Annotated in this window: 17 protein-coding genes; 13 read left to right on the forward strand and 4 right to left on the reverse strand. The window is 62.9% G+C overall.

What is annotated here, in order from left to right; translation table 11 throughout:
- The first annotated feature begins 13 nt into the window (after nt 1-13).
- The gene (locus AC1RLZ_RS07790) at nt 14-634 is read left to right on the forward strand and encodes a pyridoxamine 5'-phosphate oxidase family protein (RefSeq protein WP_493188174.1); all 621 of its coding nucleotides are present in this window, start codon (nt 14-16) and stop codon (nt 632-634) included.
- Between the two features lie 252 nt (nt 635-886).
- Nucleotides 887-1,186, forward strand: a complete 300-nt coding sequence (locus AC1RLZ_RS07795; protein WP_068735221.1) for an HU family DNA-binding protein — start codon at nt 887-889, stop codon at nt 1,184-1,186.
- A 275-nt stretch (nt 1,187-1,461) separates the two neighbouring features.
- Here AC1RLZ_RS07795 and AC1RLZ_RS07800 read toward each other — a convergent pair whose 3' ends face one another.
- From AC1RLZ_RS07800 to AC1RLZ_RS07810, 3 genes are all read right to left on the reverse strand, one after another.
- Nucleotides 1,462-1,809, reverse strand: a complete 348-nt coding sequence (locus tag AC1RLZ_RS07800; RefSeq protein WP_493188175.1) for a 5-carboxymethyl-2-hydroxymuconate Delta-isomerase — start codon at nt 1,807-1,809, stop codon at nt 1,462-1,464.
- 88 nt (nt 1,810-1,897) lie between these two features.
- Complete coding sequence (locus AC1RLZ_RS07805) at nt 1,898-2,683, reverse strand: IclR family transcriptional regulator domain-containing protein (protein ID WP_371424286.1); 786 nt, start codon at nt 2,681-2,683, stop codon at nt 1,898-1,900.
- A 16-nt stretch (nt 2,684-2,699) separates the two neighbouring features.
- Nucleotides 2,700-3,920 carry an NAD(P)/FAD-dependent oxidoreductase gene (locus AC1RLZ_RS07810; RefSeq protein ID WP_493188176.1) on the reverse strand — a complete coding sequence of 407 codons (1,221 nt, stop codon included), beginning with the start codon at nt 3,918-3,920 and terminating at the stop codon, nt 2,700-2,702.
- 243 nt (nt 3,921-4,163) lie between these two features.
- Between AC1RLZ_RS07810 and AC1RLZ_RS07815 the strand changes: the two genes are divergently transcribed.
- From AC1RLZ_RS07815 to AC1RLZ_RS07855, 9 genes are all read left to right on the forward strand, one after another.
- A complete protein-coding gene (locus AC1RLZ_RS07815) occupies nt 4,164-5,864 on the forward strand; it encodes an amidohydrolase (protein WP_493188177.1) in 1,701 nt (566 codons plus the stop codon).
- A gap of 37 nt (nt 5,865-5,901) precedes the next feature.
- On the forward strand, nt 5,902-7,269 hold the full coding sequence (locus tag AC1RLZ_RS07820; protein ID WP_371424283.1) for an aromatic ring-hydroxylating dioxygenase subunit alpha: 1,368 nt from the start codon (nt 5,902-5,904) through the stop codon (nt 7,267-7,269).
- Between the two features lie 31 nt (nt 7,270-7,300).
- Nucleotides 7,301-8,737 carry a glutamine synthetase family protein gene (locus tag AC1RLZ_RS07825; protein ID WP_493188178.1) on the forward strand — a complete coding sequence of 479 codons (1,437 nt, stop codon included), beginning with the start codon at nt 7,301-7,303 and terminating at the stop codon, nt 8,735-8,737.
- Nucleotides 8,738-8,844: 107 nt separating this feature from the next.
- A complete protein-coding gene (locus AC1RLZ_RS07830) occupies nt 8,845-10,020 on the forward strand; it encodes an ABC transporter substrate-binding protein (RefSeq protein ID WP_371424281.1) in 1,176 nt (391 codons plus the stop codon).
- Between the two features lie 170 nt (nt 10,021-10,190).
- Nucleotides 10,191-11,825, forward strand: coding sequence for an amidohydrolase (locus tag AC1RLZ_RS07835; protein WP_493188179.1), 1,635 nt, complete (start codon nt 10,191-10,193; stop codon nt 11,823-11,825).
- A gap of 8 nt (nt 11,826-11,833) precedes the next feature.
- Nucleotides 11,834-12,703, forward strand: coding sequence for a branched-chain amino acid ABC transporter permease (locus AC1RLZ_RS07840; protein WP_493188180.1), 870 nt, complete (start codon nt 11,834-11,836; stop codon nt 12,701-12,703).
- Nucleotides 12,700-13,701: a branched-chain amino acid ABC transporter permease gene (locus tag AC1RLZ_RS07845; protein WP_493188181.1), complete on the forward strand. Its 1,002-nt coding sequence runs from the start codon at nt 12,700-12,702 to the stop codon at nt 13,699-13,701. Before AC1RLZ_RS07840 ends, AC1RLZ_RS07845 begins: the two co-directional genes overlap by 4 nt.
- Nucleotides 13,698-14,462, forward strand: coding sequence for an ABC transporter ATP-binding protein (locus tag AC1RLZ_RS07850; protein WP_493188182.1), 765 nt, complete (start codon nt 13,698-13,700; stop codon nt 14,460-14,462). The genes AC1RLZ_RS07845 and AC1RLZ_RS07850 overlap by 4 nt, the downstream gene beginning before the upstream one ends.
- Nucleotides 14,443-15,156: an ABC transporter ATP-binding protein gene (locus AC1RLZ_RS07855; RefSeq protein WP_493188183.1), complete on the forward strand. Its 714-nt coding sequence runs from the start codon at nt 14,443-14,445 to the stop codon at nt 15,154-15,156. The genes AC1RLZ_RS07850 and AC1RLZ_RS07855 overlap by 20 nt, the downstream gene beginning before the upstream one ends.
- A 28-nt stretch (nt 15,157-15,184) precedes the next feature.
- On the opposite strand, the gene AC1RLZ_RS07860 is transcribed toward AC1RLZ_RS07855, so the two are convergent.
- Nucleotides 15,185-15,358 carry a DUF1328 domain-containing protein gene (locus AC1RLZ_RS07860; protein ID WP_371424275.1) on the reverse strand — a complete coding sequence of 58 codons (174 nt, stop codon included), beginning with the start codon at nt 15,356-15,358 and terminating at the stop codon, nt 15,185-15,187.
- A gap of 355 nt (nt 15,359-15,713) precedes the next feature.
- On the opposite strand from AC1RLZ_RS07860, the gene AC1RLZ_RS07865 reads away from it, so the two are divergent.
- Both AC1RLZ_RS07865 and AC1RLZ_RS07870 read left to right on the forward strand, forming a co-directional pair.
- A complete protein-coding gene (locus AC1RLZ_RS07865) occupies nt 15,714-17,999 on the forward strand; it encodes a GumC family protein (RefSeq protein WP_493188184.1) in 2,286 nt (761 codons plus the stop codon).
- Complete coding sequence (locus AC1RLZ_RS07870; protein ID WP_493188185.1) at nt 17,999-19,153, forward strand: glycosyltransferase family 4 protein; 1,155 nt, start codon at nt 17,999-18,001, stop codon at nt 19,151-19,153. Before AC1RLZ_RS07865 ends, AC1RLZ_RS07870 begins: the two co-directional genes overlap by 1 nt.

The raw sequence follows: 19,153 nt of genomic DNA on the forward strand, positions 1-19,153 counted from the left end.
GGGGAGTGTGGCCATGTCGGTGATCGAAACCATCCAGCAGCTCGAAGCGATCTACGGCCGGTTCGATGACATCGGCGAGGCCTCCACTGCCAAGGTTGCGGATCGCGTGACGGCGCAATATCGCCGGCTGATCGAGGTGTCGCCCTTCGTCGCTCTGGCGACATCGGGACCCGAGGGGCTCGACTGTTCGCCGCGCGGCGACCTGCCGGGCTTCGTCCGTATCCATGACGAGAAGACACTCATGATGCCGGATCGCCGCGGCAACAACCGCGTCGATAGCCTGCGCAACATTGTGCGAGACCCGCGGATCGCGCTGCTGTTCCTGATCCCGGGCTCCGGCACGACGCTGCGTATCAACGGCGAGGCCCATCTGTCGGCCGATCCTGCGCTGCTGGCCTCTTTCGCTGTCGCGGAGAAGGCGCCGCGGACAGTCATCGTGATGACGGTCGGGGAGATCTATTTCCAGTGCGCCCGGGCCATTGTCCGTTCGCACCTCTGGGACCCGGACAAGCGCATCGATCCCGGGACCTTGCCGACACCTGGCGAGATCCTGGCCGAGATGAGCGAGCGCCGGGTCGGGGGCATCGACTATGATCGCGCCTGGCCGGAAAGGGCGCGTCAGACCATGTGGTGAGGGCGCCAATCCGGGGGTGATTTCGGCGGTGCGTTTCCGGCGCCTGCGGCGAATCCGTAGGCCCCTTGTTTCAAGTATTTTGCGCTTGCGAGGGTCCCGAAACCCTGCCGTACAAGTCGAATCGGGGTCTGGTGGTCAAAAAACACCATTTTTCCCGGCAAAATCTGTGAAAATTTCATTGAGCACGGGTTTTTTCCCGTGATTCCTCATAGTGTCTGTCTCACCGAATCACGGCAAACCAAAAGGTGCAAAATGGCAGACCAAATGACGAAGTCGCAGCTCATCGAGAAAATCGCTGAGACCACTGAGCTCTCGAAAAAGGACGTCAAGGGCGTTATCGAGACCATGGCGACCCTCGGCTACAAAGAGCTGAAGAAGAGCGGCGTGTTCCTCGTTCCCGGCTTCGCCAAGTTCGTCGTCATCAAGAAGCCCGCCACCAAGGCACGCAAGGGCACCAACCCCTTCACCGGCGAAGCAATGACCTTCAAGGCCAAGCCGGCCCGCAAGATCGTGCGCGCTCGCCCGGTCAAGGCTGCGAAGGACGCGGTCTAAGCGGACCTCCGGCGCGGTCGCCCACGAGGCGACCGCAGCCGACCTGAATTGAGAACGGCGCGGCATTCCCAGGGGATGCCGCGCCGGTTTCGTTTGGAGGAGTGCCTTACCTCTCCCTTGCGGGGAGAGGTCGACTGCAAACGCGCGAAGCGCGTGGAAGTCGGGTGAGGGGGCTCTCCATTCGCTCTGCGCCTGCGGAGGCTCCCCCTCATCCGTCGTCGCTTCGCGGCGCCCACCTTCTCCCCGCAGGCGGGGAGAAGGCAGTCAGCGCGGCTCTACTCGTTCAGCCGCTTCTTGTAGGCGACGGAGTCCATATCCCGGATATCGACGCTGAGGCTCTTCGTCTGCGGCAGCAGCCTGACCATCGCGGCACGTAGCGCTTCGCTCACCGCCACTTTCTGCGCGGATGAGCGACCTTCGAGCATCGACACCGTGAGGTGGCAGAAGCCGTCGCGCTCCCTGGCAAGCAGGTAATCCGCATAGGCCATCGCGCGGACCTTGATGTCCGCCGCCTGCATCACGCCGGTGGCGGCGGCTGCGTCATGCAGGGCCTGCATCAGGCTGGTGGCGTCGAACAGGCCACCATGACCGTCGGTGGAGTATTCGATGACGAGATGAGGCATGAGACGACAATTCCTGGTGCGTGTTCAATCTCGGACGTCATGGTGAGGAGGCGCCAAGTGGCCGCTCCTCTGGATGAGGGGAGAGCATTCAAAGCAGCAGCGGCTTCACGGAGTTGGCGGCATCGCGCAGCAGCGGCAGGAAGCGATCGATCATCTCGCCGGTGGAGACGCGGTCGACATGGGCGCCCATATTGATGGCGGCGACGATGGCGCCATCGTAGCGCCGCACCGGCACTGAGATCGAGCGGAAGCCCGGCTCGGCCTCGCGATCGACCAGCGAATAGCCTTTCTCGCGGTCGGTGATGATGGTGGCCTTCAGCAGTTCCTTGTCGGTTACCGTGAAGGGCGTCATCGCCACGAGGTCCATGGCATCCAGCGCGGCGGTGAGGTCGTCGTTGGAATACTTGCCCAACATCGCGCGGCCCACCGACGAGCAGAAGGCCGGCAGCCGGTAGCCGAGATCGATGCCGGCGGAAAACACCCGCGCCGGGCTGGCGCGGGCGACGAAGATCACCTCATGGCCCTCGAGCACCGCGAGCGACGAAATCTCCTGCGCAGCGCTGGAGATGCTGTCGAGCACGGGCTGCAGGATGGTGACGACCTGATTGGAGGTCATATAGGAGCCGGCCAGCGCCAGGACGCGCGGGGACAGCGCGAACAGCTTGCCGTCGCTGGTCACATAACCCTTGCGCTCCAGCGTGAACAGGATGCGCCGGGCAGTGGCGCGCGGCAGCTCGGCGGCCTTGGCGACATCGCTCAGCGTCATCGGGCGCGAATGTGCGCCGAACAATTCGAACACCCGCAAGCCTCGATCGAGGCTCTCGATGAAGTCGGTATTGCCGCGTTCGTCGTCGGGACGCTTGATCTTGGGCATGAGCCGTGGGTCCGCCCTATTTGCCGGCTTCGAATTTTTTCAGATCGAATGACAGGTCGGCGGCCTGTTCCGGCGTCGGCGACAGCGCCGCGGTGATCAGGCGGCGTGCGATCATCTGGTCGCCCGGCCGGTTGATACTGTCGACGGCGGTGAGCTTGCCTTCGCGATAGTAGAAGACCGAGAACTTGCCGTCGTCCATCGAACCGCGGATCACTGCGCTGTCGGTCGGCGCAGAGAGACCGACGATCTGCAGCTTGGCGTCATATTGATCCGACCAGAAACGCGGCACCGCATCATAGGCTTCCGGCTTGCCGGCGATCATTGCGCCCGCGGCCTTGCCCTGATCGGTGGCGTTCTGCACGGCTTCGAGGCGCACGCGGCGGCCCGCGAATGAGTTGTAGTGATTGCTGACGTCGCCGGCAGCATAGACGTTCGGCGCGCTGCTCAAGCCATGCTCGTCCACATCGATGCCATTGGTACAGACGATGCCCGCCTCGGCTGCCAACTCATCATTGGCGATGCCGCCGATGCCGGCGACAATGAGATCAGCCCGCACCCGCAGCCCGCTGGAGCAGACGACCTCATGCACCGCATTGTTGCCTTCGATGGCGACGACGGATTCGTTGAAGCGGATGTCGAGGCCGTGGGAGCGATGGGCGTCGAGCAGGAATTGCGAAATCAGCGGCGACACCGCGCGCTCCAGGAGGCGCGACTGCGCCTCGATCAGCGTCACCTTCTTGCCGGCCTTGGCGGCGGTCGACGCTACTTCGAGGCCGATGAAGCCGCCGCCGACGATAACGACATCATTGGCCGCTTCGAGTCGCGGCTTCAGGTGCTGTGCGTCATCGAGGGTGCGTAGATAGACGATGCCGTCGCGCTCATGGCCGGGCACGCCGAGGCGCCGTGCGCGCGAGCCGGTGGCGATGACGAGTTGGTCGAAGGGCAGGCTGTCGCCGCCTTCCAGTGCGATCCGGCCGGCGGCGCGGTCGAGCCCGACGGCGCGATGACCCAGCACCAGGTCGATGCCCTGGGTCTTGAAATAGTCTTCGCCGCGGAGGAAAAGGCTGTTATGCGCGACGTCGCCGGAGAGAAACGCCTTCGACAATGGCGGGCGCTGATAGGGCAGATGGATTTCATCGGCGACGATGCGGATCGGCGCCTGATAGCCCTTCTCGCGCGCGCTGATGCCCGCCTGGACGCCTGCATAAGAGGCGCCGACAATCACGAGGCCGCTCACGAGCGCGCTCCCTGGGTTCGATCCGCACACGAATTCAAAGTGTTCGACATCATCAGCTCCTGAATTGCGTCCGTATATTGAACAAGTGTTCGTTCTGCGCAAGGCGATGCTTTGGGCGTGAATTGCTGCACTTGCTCAATAACGCATCAGTTCATGCTGTAAAATTCTGCTTGCCTGGAATTCGTCTAACGATAATATTCGCACATTAGTTCGTCTATTGAACATTGTTGATGGGGCGGCGAGATGCATCTGGGTGGGAAATTTCTGATTGCGGGAGTAATTGCGATTGGTGCCGCCGTCCTGCCGGCTGTGGCGCAGCAATCAGACCCGAACGCGCCCCAGATCGTCCTGACGGGCGGCAAGATCCTCACCCTCGACGGCCAATCGACGATCGTGCAAGCGCTGGCCATCCGCGACGGCAAGATCCTCGCGGTCGGCAGCGACGCCGCGATCAAGCCGCTGGCGGGTCCGCAGACCAGGGTCATCGACCTCGCCGGCAAGTCGGTCGTCCCCGGCCTGATCGACACCCACGCGCATTTCAGAGCGGCGGGGCTCGGCGACTATGTGGTCAATCTCGGCGGCGCCAGGGACGTGGCCGGCGCGCTCGATCTCATTCGGGCGTTTGTTGCGAAGAAGCAGCCCGGCGCGTGGATCACGACCGGCGGCTGGCATCCGCCGTCGCAGCTGGCGGAAAAGCGCTACCTGACCCGCCAGGAGCTCGACAGCGTGTCCCCCAACAATCCGGTCTATCTGCGGACCGTCGGTCACTTTGCGATGGCCAATTCGCTGGCCTTGCAGAAGGCGGGCATCAGCAAGAATACGCCGGATCCAGCCGGCGGCGCGTTCGAGCGGGACGCGAGCGGCGACATCAATGGCGTGCTCGTCGAGACGGCGATCCCGCTGGTCGAGAACATCGTGCCGCCCTTCACCGAAGACGAGGAACTGCGGCAATATCGTCTCGCCGAGGCGGCGCTCAACCGCCTCGGTATCACCAGCGTCGTCGAGGGCGCGACAAGCGCGCGTGACACGCAGATCCTGCAGAAGCTCGCTTTGGCAGGCGATGCGACGGTGCGGGTCGGAACCATGTTTCGACCGGAGCCGCCCGCGGACTCTGCCGGGTGGGACGCCATCATGAGCGGCAACGGCGCGACCTCGGGTTTCGGCGACGATTGGTTGAAGCTCGGCGGCATCAAGATCTTCTACGACGGCGGCATGACCCTGAAGACGGCCATGATGCGCGACGCCTATCCGGACTCGCATGACGATTATCATGGGGTCGCGCAGGTCACGCCCGAGCGGCTGAAGCAGCTGGTGTCGATCGCCAACCTTCGTGGCTGGCGGGTCGGCGTACATGTCGTGGGCGACCTCGGCGTCGATCACGTGCTGGATGCGTTCGAAGCCGCCGACAAGGAAAAGTCGATCAAGGACCGCCGCTTCGTTTTGATCCATGCCAGCCTGATCCGCCCCGAACAGATGGAGCGGGCGCGCCGCCTCGGGGCGCGGATCGATTTCCAGAACGCCTTCATGTGGGACAAGGCGGCGACGGTCGCGCGTTTCCTCGGCAGGCCGACAGCGGATCGTGCGGTGCCGACTCGCACCCTGATCGAGAAAATGGGACTGGAGAATCTCGGCGCCGGCACCGATTTCCCGGTCAACCCGCTAAACCCGTTCCTCACGATGTATATTATGGTGACGCGGAAGGACCCGGCCGGCCAGGTCTATGGCGCGTCCGAAGCGATCGGGCGCGAACAGGCGCTTCGCCTCTATACCAGTGCAGCATCGCGCTACATGTTTGAGGAGGCGCGGAAGGGGACGCTGGAGGCCGGCAAGCTGGCCGATCTCGTGGTTCTCTCCGCCGACTTCATGACGGTGCCGGACGACCAGATCAAGGACATCACCGCCGATATGACGATGGTCGGCGGCAAGATTGTATTCCAGCGTTAAGCGGCGCATCGCCAGAGTTATAAAAGGACATTTTGCCATGATGAGCCAAGAGCAGAACGATCTGATCACCCGCATCGGCCCCAAGGCGCCCGCGGGCAAGCTGATGCGCCAATACTGGCAGCCGGCGGCGCTGGTCGATGAGCTCGAAGGGGATCGTCCGATCCGTCCGGTCAAATTGCTGGGCGAGAATTTCGTGCTGTTCCGCGACGAGCAGGGCCGTTACGGCCTGCTCGATCGCGACTGTCCGCATCGCGGTGCTGACCTCGCTTTCGGCCGTCTCGAAGGCGGCGGCGTGCGTTGCGCATTTCATGGCTGGCTGTTCGACGTCGAGGGCAAGTGCCTGGAGACCCCGGCCGAGCCGAAGACCTCGAAACTCTGCGCCGGCATCAAGCAGCGCGCTTATCCGGTGGTCGAGAAGGGCGGCATCCTCTGGGCTTATCTGGGCGAAGGCGAGCCGCCGGCATTTCCGGAGCTCGACTGTTTCGCCGCACCCGGCCAGTACACCTTCGCCTTCAAGGGCCTGTTCGAATGCAACTGGTTGCAGGCGCTGGAAGTCGGCATCGATCCTGCCCATGCCTCGTTCCTGCATCGCTTCTTCGAAGACGAGGACGTCAAGGCGTCCTACGGCAAGCAATTCCGCGGCGCGTCCGCTGGCACTGAGCTGCCGATGACCAAGATCCTGCGCGAATATGATCGCCCGATCATCAATGTGGAGTCGACCGAATACGGTCTGCGCCTGATCGCGCTGCGCGAGCTCGACGACGAGCGCACCCATGTCCGCGTCACCAACCAGCTGTTCCCGCATGGTTTTGTCATTCCCATGAGCACGGAAATGACCATCACCCAGTGGCATGTGCCGGTCGATGACGAGAACTGCTACTGGTACGCGATCTTCACCAGCTACACCCAGCCGGTCGACAAGAAGAAGATGACCGACCAGCGGCTCGAACTTTACGAGCTGCCGAACTATACGTCGCGCAAGAACAAGACCAACGATTACGGTTTCAATCCGCACGAGCAGAAGCACGAGACCTATACCGGCATGGGCGCCGACATCAATGTCCACGACCAGTGGGCGGTGGAGTCGATGGGCAAGATCCAGGATCGCACCCGCGAGCATCTCGGCTCCAGCGACAAGGCGATCATCGCCTATCGCAAGCTGTTGCGTGCGGAGATCGAGAAGGTCGCTGGTGGTCAAAAGCCGATGATGTCCCTCGATGCGGACACCGCGCGCAGCATCCAGGGTCCGGGCACCATGGACGGCATCGGGCCGACCAAGGGCTGGGAAACCTACTGGATGGAAGTCGACGTGGCCCGTCGCCGCGGTGCGCCGTGGATGGCGGCGGCGCCAGCGGACCAGACCGAGCCTGGATCCAATGTCATCCACCTGCCGGCGGCAGAGTGAAAATCGATCAGAACAGCCGCGGGAGAGTGCGTTGAGTTTCGTTGAACGTCACGGTTTGTGGTCCGCGGAGCAGAAGGAAGCAGCCGTCCGGCTGCGCAGCATGGTCGAAGAGCATAAGCTCGAAGTGATCCGGCTGTCGTTTCCGGATCAGCACGGCATCCTGCGCGGCAAGACGCTGATCGCCAGCGAGGCGTTGCGTTGTCTCGAAAGCGGTTGCTCCATCACCACGACGATGTTCGCCAAGGACACCTCGCACAAGACGGTGTTTCCGGTGTTCACCGCCGGGGGCGGCTTCGGCATTCCCGAAATGCAGGGCGCGGCCGACGTCTTGATGATCCCCGATCCCAGCACGTTTCGGATTCTGCCCTGGGCGCCTGAGACCGGCTGGGTGTTGTGCGACGTGCATTTTTCCGACGGCCGTCCCGTGCCGTTCGCGACGCGCAACCTCTACAAGAAGGTGCTCGGCGATCTCGGCAATCGCGGCTACGATTTCGTCGCCGGTCTCGAAGTCGAGTTTCATATCTTCAATGTCGAGAACAACCGGATGAAGCCGGAAGATGCCGGCCAACCCGGTAATCCGCCGGAGGTCAGTCTGCTCTCGCACGGCTACAACTACCTCACCGAGCAGCGTTACGATCAGATGGAGCCGGTGCTCGAAATCATCCGGCGTGATGTGATTGCGCTTGGTCTTCCATTGCGTTCGGTGGAAGTCGAATACGGCCCGAGCCAGTGCGAATTCACTTTTGCGCCGACGGTGGGGCTGACGCCAGCCGACAGCATGGTGCTGTTCCGCAGCGCCGTGAAGCAGATCGCCCACCGCCACGGCTATCACGCGACGTTCATGTGCCGGCCGAAGATCCCGAATGTCGTGTCATCGGGCTGGCATCTGCATCAATCGATCGTGTCGCGGGCCACCGGCGCAAATGCGTTCATGCCGACCGAGGGCACGCAGCCGCTGTCATCGTTCGGGCAAGGCTATCTCGCGGGGCTTCTTGCGCATGCGCGCGCCGCAACGGTCTTCACGACGCCGACGATCAACGGTTACAAGCGCTATCGCTCCTATTCGCTGGCGCCGGATCGTGCAATCTGGGGCCGCGACAATCGCGGCGCGATGCTGCGTGTGCTCGGCGGCTTGAATGATTCCGCGACGCGCATCGAAAACCGCGTCGGCGAGCCTGCGGCCAATCCCTATCTCTATATGTCGTCGCAGATTCTCTCGGGTCTCGACGGCGTCGATCGCAAGCTCGATCCAGGCCCGTCGGCCGACACGCCCTACGAGACCAACGCAGATCTGTTGCCGAAGTCGCTGCGCGAGGCGACCTTTGCGCTCAAGGAGGATCCGTTCTTCCGCGAGAAGATGGGCGCGACGATGGTCGACTATTACACCCACATCAAGAATGCCGAGATCGATCGCTTCCAGGCGGAAGTCTCCGACTGGGAGCAGCGCGAATATTTCGAGATGTTCTGAGGCGTCATTTTGGCGCGCTGACGCCGGATCGAACGGGCCATCTCGGCACGTTTATTGAATACAGGTTTGCCAATAGTTTTCTTAACTTTCCAACGGGGACAACCGCAATGAACAGACGCAGCCACTCCATTCTTGCACTGGCCATTCTCGGCCTGATGACCGGCACGGCCTCTGCCGACACCATCAAGGTCGGCGTGATCGGCACCATGTCGGGCCCTTACGCGCTGTTTGGCAAGAACTTCAAGATGGGCATCGATGCCTGGGTCGCCGAGCATGGCACCAAAGCAGGCAAGCATGACGTCGAATTCATCTATCGCGATGAAGAGAGCCCGAACCCCGCCAAGTCAAAGGCGCTGGCGCAGGAGCTGCTGGTCAAGGACAAGGTGCAATATCTCGCTGGCGTCTATTTCACGCCGAACGCGATGGCCATCGCGCCGTTGCTGGAAGAATCCAAGACGCCGCTGATCGTGATGAATGCGGCGACCTCGTCGATTGTCGAGAAGAGCCCCTATATCGTCCGTACCTCCTTCACGATGTGGCAGAACACGGTGCCTGCCGCGAAAATTGCGTTCAAGAACGGTGCCAAGAAGGTGGCCATCGCGGTCAGCGATTACGGTCCGGGTGTCGATGCCGAAGCGGCATTCAAGAAGACGTTCGAAGGCGAGGGCGGCGCGGTGGTCGAAGCGATCCGCATTCCGCTCGCCACCACCGACTTCAGCCCGATCATGCAGCGCATCAAGGATTCCGGCGCGGACACCATCTTCACCTTCCTGCCATCCGGGCCGCCGACGCTGGGCTTCGTCAAGGCCTATATCGACAACGGATTGAAGGCCGGCGGTGTCAAGCTGATGTCGACCGGTGACGTCGTCACCGAACCCGATCTGCCGAATATCGGCGATGCCGGCATCGGTATCCTCTCGACCTATCACTATTCGGTGTCGCACGACTCCAAGGAAAACGCGGCCTTCCTTGCCACCATCAAGAAGGGCGGCGGCAATCTCGACGAAGTCACCATGACATCGGTCGCTGCCTATGACGGCGCGCGCCTGATCTACAAGATGATCGAGGCCACCGACGGCAAGCGCGATCCCGCCAAGGCAGTTGATGCCGTCAAGGACATGAAGTGGGTCAGCCCACGCGGTCCGGTGTCGATCGATCCGACGACGCGTCACATTCGCCAGAACGTCTATCTGCGTAGCGTGGAGAAGGTGGACGGCAAGCTGATCAACAAGGAAAGCCAGACCTTCGCCGATCAGCCGGACTGGGCGTTGAGCACGAAGTAATACTATTGTCATTCCGGGGCGTGCGCAGCGCAACCTGCGCGCGACCCCGGAATCCCGAGATGAGATGAACACGTCGAGATTCCGGGTGTCTGCCCTGTCGTCGGCTTCGCCGACTTCAGGACGTCCCGGAATGACATCGACGGGATGCGCGATATGAGATTTTCTTTCTGATGACCAAGTCCGCGCACACCGTTCGACTGATCAACGCCCGCATCTATCGTTCTGCCTGGGATGAAGCTCCCGCGGACAGCATCGTCGTTAGCGATGGCAAGGTGGTCTGGATCGGCGCCGCGGATGTTGCGCCATCCGCCGATGAGACGATCGATCTCGCGGGTGCCACCGTCATTCCCGGCCTTACCGACGCGCATATCCATCTGTTTGCCATCGCTCATGCGCGACTGCAGGTGCCGGTGACGCCGCGCGATGCACCAACGATATCTGCCGTGCTTGATCTGCTGGTTGCACGCGCAGGCGCCATTCCGTCAGACAAATGGGTTTACGGTGCTGGCCTCGATGAGAACGGTCTGACCGAACACCGGCTGCCGGCACGTGCCGAGATCGATGCCGTCATTCCCGATCATCCGGTGCTGATCCGCCGCTTCTGCGGTCATGTCGCCGTCGTCAACAGTGCCGCGCTGCGACTGCTGGGCATCGACGATGCTATCGCCGATCCGGAAGGCGGCACGTTCGGGCGCTCCGAGGACGGCCGACTGGACGGCAGCGCCAAAGAAAGCGCGGCCGAACTGATTTTCCGTGCCGCGCCGCCGATGGATCGCAATGAGCTCACTGCGGCTCTGCGCGCGACAATTGCCGACAGCGCCAGGCTCGGTCTTGTCGCTGCCGTGGAAGCCGCGGTTGGATTCACCGTCGGTTTCGATGACGAATTCGCCATCTGGAACGAGATCCGCGCAAATGGCGATGTGCTGCCAATGCGGCTCGGCTTCATGAACCAGCTCGACCCGGCTGAAGCGGCGGCACGTGGGTTGATGCCAACGCAAGACGCCGACTGGCAGTCCATGACGCTGAAATATTTCGCCGATGGCATCGTCGGTGCGCGAACGTCGGCGGTCAGCGAGGATTTCTTCGATACGCCATCCCGCGGCATGTTCATGCGCGATGAAACCGAGCTGCAGCGCGTGATCGCCGAGGCCCATGCGGACGGCTGGCAGGTTGCCGTTCATTGTACCGGCGATCGCGGCATCGACTGCATCATCGAAGCCTATGAGAAGGCGCAGGCGGCGCATCCCCGCGCCGATGCCCGGCATCGCATCGAGCATTACTTCGTGCCGCCCGCTGGTGGACTGGCACGGATGAAGGCATTGGGCGCGCTTGTCGTCACCCAGCCGAGTTTCCTCACCCGGATGCGGCGCTCGATTGCCGGCGCTTTCGGTCCGCGCGCCGACCGTTGCTATCCCGGCCGCTCGGTGATCGACGCGGGTGTTGCCTACATCGCCAGCTCGGATGCGCCGACCGGGTCGTGGTCTCCGTGGGATGGCATCGCCGATGCGGTGAGCCGCGCCTCGGACAGCGGTGCGCCGATCGGGCAGGGTGAAGCCATCAGCGTCCGCGAAGCCATTCACAGCTATACGGTCGGTGGCGCCACCGCGATGAAGCAGGACAACTGGCGCGGCACGCTGATGCCGGGCATGGCGGCCGATCTGATCGCCCTTGATCGCGATCCCTTCGCCGCCGAGCGCCTCCCTCTGAAAGAGACGCAGGTGCTGCTTACCATGGTGCGTGGCGCGGTCGTCCATGACGCCTTGCCGCAGTCGCCGGAATGGCGTTCGGTCGCTGCTTCGGTATAGGATCAATCATGCGCACCATCTTCAGCATCATGACCGACGCCGTCGCCTATGGCATGGTGCTGTTCATCATTTCCATCGGCCTGTCCATCATGATGGGGCTGATGCGCGTCGTGAACCTCGCCCATGGCGCTTTCGCCATGATTGGCGGTTATCTGGCCTCCTATGCGATCCGCGACCTGCATGTGCATTACAGCGTCGCGATACTGATGGCAGTGATCGGCACCATCGTCGTTTCGATTCCGTTCGAGATTCTGCTGTACCGCCGGATCTACCGGAAGTCCGATCCGCTGATTCAGGTGCTGATGACCATCGGCATCACGTTTTTCATCATTGGCATCGTCAACTTCATCTTCGGCCCGTCGCTGAAATCGATTCCGCTGCCACAGACCCTCAGCGGCCCGCTCGATATCGGCTTCCGGATGCTGCCGACCCATCGCATCTTTGTCATCGCCTGCGGCGTGATTACGGCGCTGGCGTTGTGGTTGTTGATCGAGAAGACGGAATTCGGAATCAAGCTGCGTGCCTCGGTCGATCACAGCGGTATGGCGGACGCCTTGGGCATCCGCACCGAAATCATCTATGCGCTGACCTTCGCGCTGGCGATCGGGCTCGGTGCATTCGGTGGCGTGGTCGGCGCGGAGATCTTGCCGATCGAACCGTTCTATGCGCTGCGCTATATGGTGACGTTCCTGGTCGTCGTCTCTGTCGGCGGCGCAGGCTCGATCCTTGGTGCTCTGTCGGCCTCGCTGCTGCTCGGCCTCGCCGACACCACCGGGAAATATCTTGCGCCGGAGTTCGGCGACTTCTTCTTCTATCTGTCGGTGATCTTCATCGTGTTCCTGTTTCCGCATGGCCTGTTCGGCAGGTCGCACGCATGAGCGAGATCGTCGTGACTCACGTTCCGCACAAGCGCAACATTCCCTTCGGTCAGGAAGCGGCAGGTGCGCTGAGCATCATCGCGCTCGGTGCCATCGGCTACTTTCTGTATCCGGACGATCTGGCGTTCCTGACGCGGCTGATCGGCATCGCATTCCTGGTGCTGTCGCTCGATCTGGTCACCGGCTATTGCGGCGTCGCCACCCTCGGCCATGCCGCGCAATTCGGCGTTGGCGCCTATGCCGCCGGCATTGCTTGCGTGCGTGGCATTACAGATCCTGTCGCATTGCTGGCGGTCGGCGTGTTTGCGGGTACGATCATGGGGCTGATCTCCGGCGCGCTGATCACGCGGTTTCGCGGGCTGCCGCAACTGGTGCTGTCGATTGCCGTGGGGCAATTGGTGGCCGCGCTTGCCAACAAGCTGTCGTGGCTGACCGGGGGCAGCGACGGCCTGTCCGGTATCACACCGGGTAAGGTGTTCGGCATCTTCAGTTTCGACATGTACAGCCGCACGGCATTTTTGTTCTCGCTGGGCGTGCTGGTTATTGTCTTCGTGCTGCTGCAGCGCTTCGTGCGCTCGCCATTCGGTCTGATGTGCCGTGGCATCAAGGACGACGACCTACGCGCCAGGATGATTGGCGTCTCGATCTATCCGCGTCTCGTGCTGATGTATGGCGTGGCTGGCGCGGTGGCTGGCGTCGGCGGCGCACTGACAGCGATCAGCACTGGAGTAGTGGGCCTCGATAGCGTCAGTTTCGAGCGCTCGGCCGAAGTGCTGGTGATGCTGGTGCTCGGTGGCGCCGGGCATCTGTGGGGCGCGCTGGCCGGGACGATCATCTTCATGATCTTCGAGCACATCGTCGCTGCAGCCAATCCGTTCCACTGGATGACGCTGGTCGGATTGTTGCTGATCCTGATCGTGGTATTCGCACCGCGCGGCCTGATCGAACCGACGCTGTCGCTGGCCTCCCGCCTCAGGCGCAAGGGGAGCGCGGCATGAGCGATCTCCTGGAAGCCCGTGGCGTTTCGCGTTCGTTCGGCGGATTGCAGGTCACCTGCGACGTCAATTTCAAGCTCGCTGCGGGTGACCGTGTCGCGCTGATCGGGCCGAACGGTGCCGGCAAGACCACGCTGGTCAACCTGATTACCGGTGACATCGTGCCGAGCGGAGGCCAGTTCTTCATGGGCGGTGATGAGATCACCAATCTCAGCATTCCCGATCGCGTGCGTCGCGGATTGGTTCGGACATTCCAGACCACGCGCCTGTTCGCCAATCTCACGGTCGCCGACAACGTTGCGCTGGCAATCATGCAACGCAAGCGCATTGCACGGCGGTTCTTCTCTCGCTCGACCGAATTGCCGGAAGTCCGCGCCGAATGGAGTGAGATCCTGAGCCATCTCGGTCTCGATCATCTGGCCTATCGCAGGGTGGTTGAACTCGCTTACGGCCAGCAACGCCTGATCGAGCTTGCCATCGGCCTCGCGCTGCATCCGAAGGTGTTGCTGCTCGACGAGCCCGCCGCCGGTGTACCGCATGACGAAGCACCGAAGATACTGGACGCGATTAATCGTCTGCCGGCGGATATCGCCGTCCTGATGATCGAGCACGACATGGATCTGGTGTTCAAGTTTGCCAAGCGCGTGCTGGTGCTGGCCGCCGGGCGGCTGATATTCGAGGGATCGCCTGACGCCGTCACCGCCGATCACGAAGTGCGTCGCGCGTATCTGGGGAGCTATGCCGATGCCCGCCGCGCCACTTGAAATCCGGAACCTGAGCGCCGGCTACGGCCCGACGCGGATCATCGAGGACATCTCGTTTTCGGTGAAGGCCGGCGACCGTCTCGCCGTGCTCGGCCGTAACGGCATGGGCAAGACCACGCTGCTGGCAACGCTGATGGGCCTGACGACGCGCCATGGCGGCGAGATCAGGATCGGTGATCAGGACGTCACGGCCAAACGCACCTCGGCGCGCGCCGACCTCGGTATTGGCTATGTGCCGCAGACCCGCGACATTTTCGCCTCGCTGACGGTGGAGGAGAATCTGCGCACCGGGCTGAAGGGCAGGCCGGCGTCGGCGCTGGACGAGGCCTATGCGATGTTTCCGCGTCTGCGCGAACGTCGCGGCAATTATGGCAAGCAATTATCGGGTGGCGAGCAGCAGATGCTGTCGATGGCCCGGACCCTGCTGGGCAAGCCCTCGATCCTGTTGCTGGATGAGCCGCTGGAAGGTCTCGCGCCCGTGATCTGCGACGAGCTGATGGCATTGCTGGCGCAGCTGGCCGCGACCAGCGAAGTCACCATCATTCTGGTCGAGCAGCAGATCGAGCGCGCGCTCGATTTCGCGAGCAGCGTCATGGTGATGGAGCGGGGCCGGACCAGCTGGAGCGGCGAGCCGGATGTGCTGACCGCCGACCGCGCGCTGGTCGATCGGTTGGTCGGCGTCGGCATTCACTAGATCCCGGATTGGCGCGCCGCCCGGCGCGTCAGGCCCGAAAGATCGTGATCCCCAATAGCAGCAGCACGATGCAGATCGCCAGGAAGATATAGAAAAGCACGCGCGCGACATCCGCCGTGGCGGCGGAGATGCCGGTGAAGCCGAACACGCCGGCGGCGACGGAAATCAGAAAGAAGATCAGCGCCCATTTCAGGAGGCTCATTGGGGAACTCCGGTTGCAGCAATTCCGAAACGCGGCGCTGCGACATTTGGTTCCGGCGCGCAACCAATACCACCATGCTTACGTAGTTCCCTAAAATGCGGCACCGGCCGAGGGATGCGCGTAACAGCCTACTATTTGGGCAGTGCACACGTATTGGTTATCATTTTAAACCCGCCCTTAACCAAAACATCCCTAATGAATGGATAGTAGGCCTGCTCCCTGCAGTGGATTTGTGGTTCGGGGACAAGGGGTTCAGTATGCGTGTCGCGGTCGTTCATGGGTGGTTGCGCTGGGTGAGCGCCGTTGCGGCGCAAGGATGTGCGGTGCCAGCGCGCCATAGCAAAGTCTGACACGCATGTTCACCAGACGCGCCAGTGTTACGAATACCGAAACCGCCGATGGCGCGGCGAGCGAGAGCCCGTTGCTGAAGATCTGGCGCAATCGTAGCCTGTTCGGCGCTGTGTTTCTCGGCGTGATGATCCTGACGGTCATTGCGCTGGTCGTGCTGCCCGTGCGCTATCTCGCCACAGGTTCGGTGATTGTCGCCGAGCAGGAGCCCAGCAACACCAACGCCTCGGCCGCATGGGCGCAGAAGATCGGCGACCCCGCCGACGTCGAAAGCCAGCTGCTGATCGCGCGCTCGCCGCGGGTCTTGCGGCTCGCCATGCAGCAGCCGGGCATTACCGAAGCTGCCATCGAAGAGTGTCAGAGCAAGGGCAACGCCGCGACTTGCGAGAAAATGAAGACCGACACGGCGGCGCTGATCGAATACGTGTCGGGCAATTTCTCGATCGGTGCTGTCGGACGTTCCCGCGTCATCAATATCTCCTACACCTCGTCGATGCCCGAAGTCGCGCAGAAGATGGCGAATGCGCTGACCAATGCGTTTCTTGACGAGCAACGGACATCAGGGGCGAATAGCCGCGAGATCGCCGCGTCCTATCTCTGGAAGGAAGCCAAGCAGCTCGATATCGAGTTGCGCGACGCCGATGCCAAGATCCAGGCCTTTCGCCGCAACAAGGGCCTGATGCGTGGTTCGCTGGCACCGATCAGCTCGGAGCGGCTGACCAGCATCAGCCAGCAATTGTCCACGGCGGAAACCGCGCGCGCCGAAGCGCTGGCCCGCTTGCAGGAGATCAAGGCCAATCAGGCTCGCGCTGTCGATTCCCCTTCAGTGCTGTCGAACCGTTCGATCGCCGATCTCAAGCAGCAGCTCACGGTCGTCACCGCGCAGCTCGCCAGTCAGGCCAATGTACTCGGGCCCCGGCATCCATCGCTGCGTGCGCTGGAGCAGGAGCAGTCTGCGATCAAGGGGCGCATGGCCACGGAAGTGGCCAGCATCGCGGCCAGCGCGCAGAAGGCCTATGACGCCAATGATGCGCTGGTGAATTCGCTGAAGAAGCAGATGGATGCCGTAAAGGCTGAGGTCGGCTCGGCGACATCGGACGAAGCCTCGATCGAGAGCATGGTGCGGAGCACCGAGATCAAGCGCCAGCAATATGCCGATCTCTACAAGCGCGCCAGCGAACTCGAAACCGAGCGCCGCGTGCTGATCGGCAATACACGACTGGTCAGCCTTGCCGAACTGCCGGCCAAGCCGTTCTTCCCGAAGAAAATCCCGTTCCTTGCCGCCGGCGGTACGCTCGGCCTGCTGCTCGCACTCGTCGCAGCCTTCTTCGGCGATCGCGTCAATCTTGCGGGTCTATCCCGGCTGCGGATGGCGACCATTCGCCCGGCGCGCGCAGCGGCGCCCGAGCCTGCCGCTGTCGTTACGCCCGTCGCTCCGGCTCCTGTCCAGGCGACAGCCCCGGTGGCGCCGCGTCCCGGACCGCCGCCGGTGGCATTGTCATCGGAGCTCGCCGTGGTCACCGGCGCGCCCATCCTGGCACGATTGCCGACCGTCAAGCGCGATCCATCGGAATCGCCGATCGGTGCAATTCTCACGGCGCAGTCCGGCGCTTCGCTGGCGCGTGCGCTGCCACTCGCACTGCAGGATCAGCACTATCAGGATGCGCTGCGCGATCTGGCGACGGGCCTGCTGACGTCGAACGACGCCAGGACACGCCGCAAGATTCTGGTCGCGTCGCCGACGACCGCCGAGGGCAAAACGTTTCTGACCCTGACTCTGGCGCAGCATCTCGCAACGGCCGGCCGCAGCGTTCTGGTGATCGAATGCGATTTCGGCGCGCCGAAGTTCGAAACAGCCTTGGGCTTGCGCAGCAGCATGGGGCTGCAGGGAATTCTGCGCGGCGACATCGCGCCGCGCGAAGCGGTGGTCCGCACCGCGACTCCCAATCTCGACGTCATTCCTGCTGGGCCGTTCTCGGCATCCGCCGAATTGCTGATGCGCAAACCGCTCGGCGACCTGCTGCTGTGGAGCCAGATCTACGACGTCGTCCTGATCGACGCGCCATCGCCGGGCATCCAGACCGATCTGGGCGTGCTGGCCAGGCAGGTCGATGGCGTGCTGCTCTGCATGCGTTCCGGCCGCTCGTCGATCGGGCAGGCGGTGGCGACGTCCAGCGCGATCCGTGTCGCCGGCGGCAATGTCTTCGGCATTGCCGTCACCATGATGCCGGATGCCAACACACCGCGCAGTACGGACCGGCTCTCGAACGATGCCTATGCCGGGGCGACGTGATGCCTGCTCCGCGCGTTCTGTTCGTCTGCCATACAGGCTCGATCTCCGGCGCTGAACTGGTTCTGATCGATCTCGTTCAGCCATGGGCGGGCGAGGCCGCCTTCCTGTTTGAGGATGGCCCACTGCATCAGGCGCTCGCTGCCAAGGGCCTGAAGGTGCGCGTGTCGCGCTGGGGCAGGGGGCTCTCGGATGTCAGGCGCGACAGTTCGATCCTGAAAGCCTTTCCGCTGATTGGCCGGCTCGGGGCCATCATTGCCGAATTGACGGGCGAAGCGCGCCGTCACGACGTCATCTATGCGAACTCGCAGAAGGCCTTTGTGCTGTCGGCCGTCGCCGCCACGCTGGCGCGGCGTCCGCTGATCTGGCACCTCCACGATATCATCAGCAGCGAGCATTTCGGCGCCACGCAGCGCCGTGTGCAGGTGACGCTGGCGAATTATTGCACGGCAAAGGTGGTCGTTCCTTCGCAAGCCGCTGCGGATGCCTTCATTGCCGAAGGCGGCCGCAAGGAGCTGGTCGCGATCGTGCCCAACGGTCTTGATGTGCCGCCGGACGCAGACACGCCGCTGGAGATCCGGCGCGAGCTGAAATTACCCGAAGGGCCGCTTGTCGGCGTCTTCAGCCGCCTTGCGGCCTGGAAGGGGCAGCATGTCGTGTTGCAGGCCCTGGCAAAGACCCCGGGCGTCAGTTGTATCATTGCGGGGGCTGCGCTGTTCGGCGAGGAACCTTATGCCGAGAAGCTCAACCGGATGGTGGCGGATCTCGGTCTTGGCGATCGCGTGCATTTCCTCGGCCAGCGCAACGACGTGCCGAGGCTGATGCGTGCCGTCGATGCGATGATCCATCCCTCGATCGATCCCGAACCTTTCGGCCGGACGCTCGTCGAAGCCATGCTCGCGGGTGTGCCTGTAATTGCAACGGATGCCGGCGCCGCCTCCGATATTCTCGAGGTCGGCAAGGCCGGAACGCTGGTACCGCCCGGCGATGTCGATGCGCTGGCCACTGCGATCACACGAGTGATGTCGCGCCCGCCTGAGCTGGCGAGCCAGTTGCGATATGCCGAAGCGCGGGCGCGGTCGCACTACAGCGTCGATCAGATGTTGCAGACGGTCTCGAGCCTGATCGGGCGAGCGGCTGCGGGAGCTCCCGTGTGA

This window comes from Tardiphaga sp. GW822-FHT04G09, from assembly GCF_058800725.1.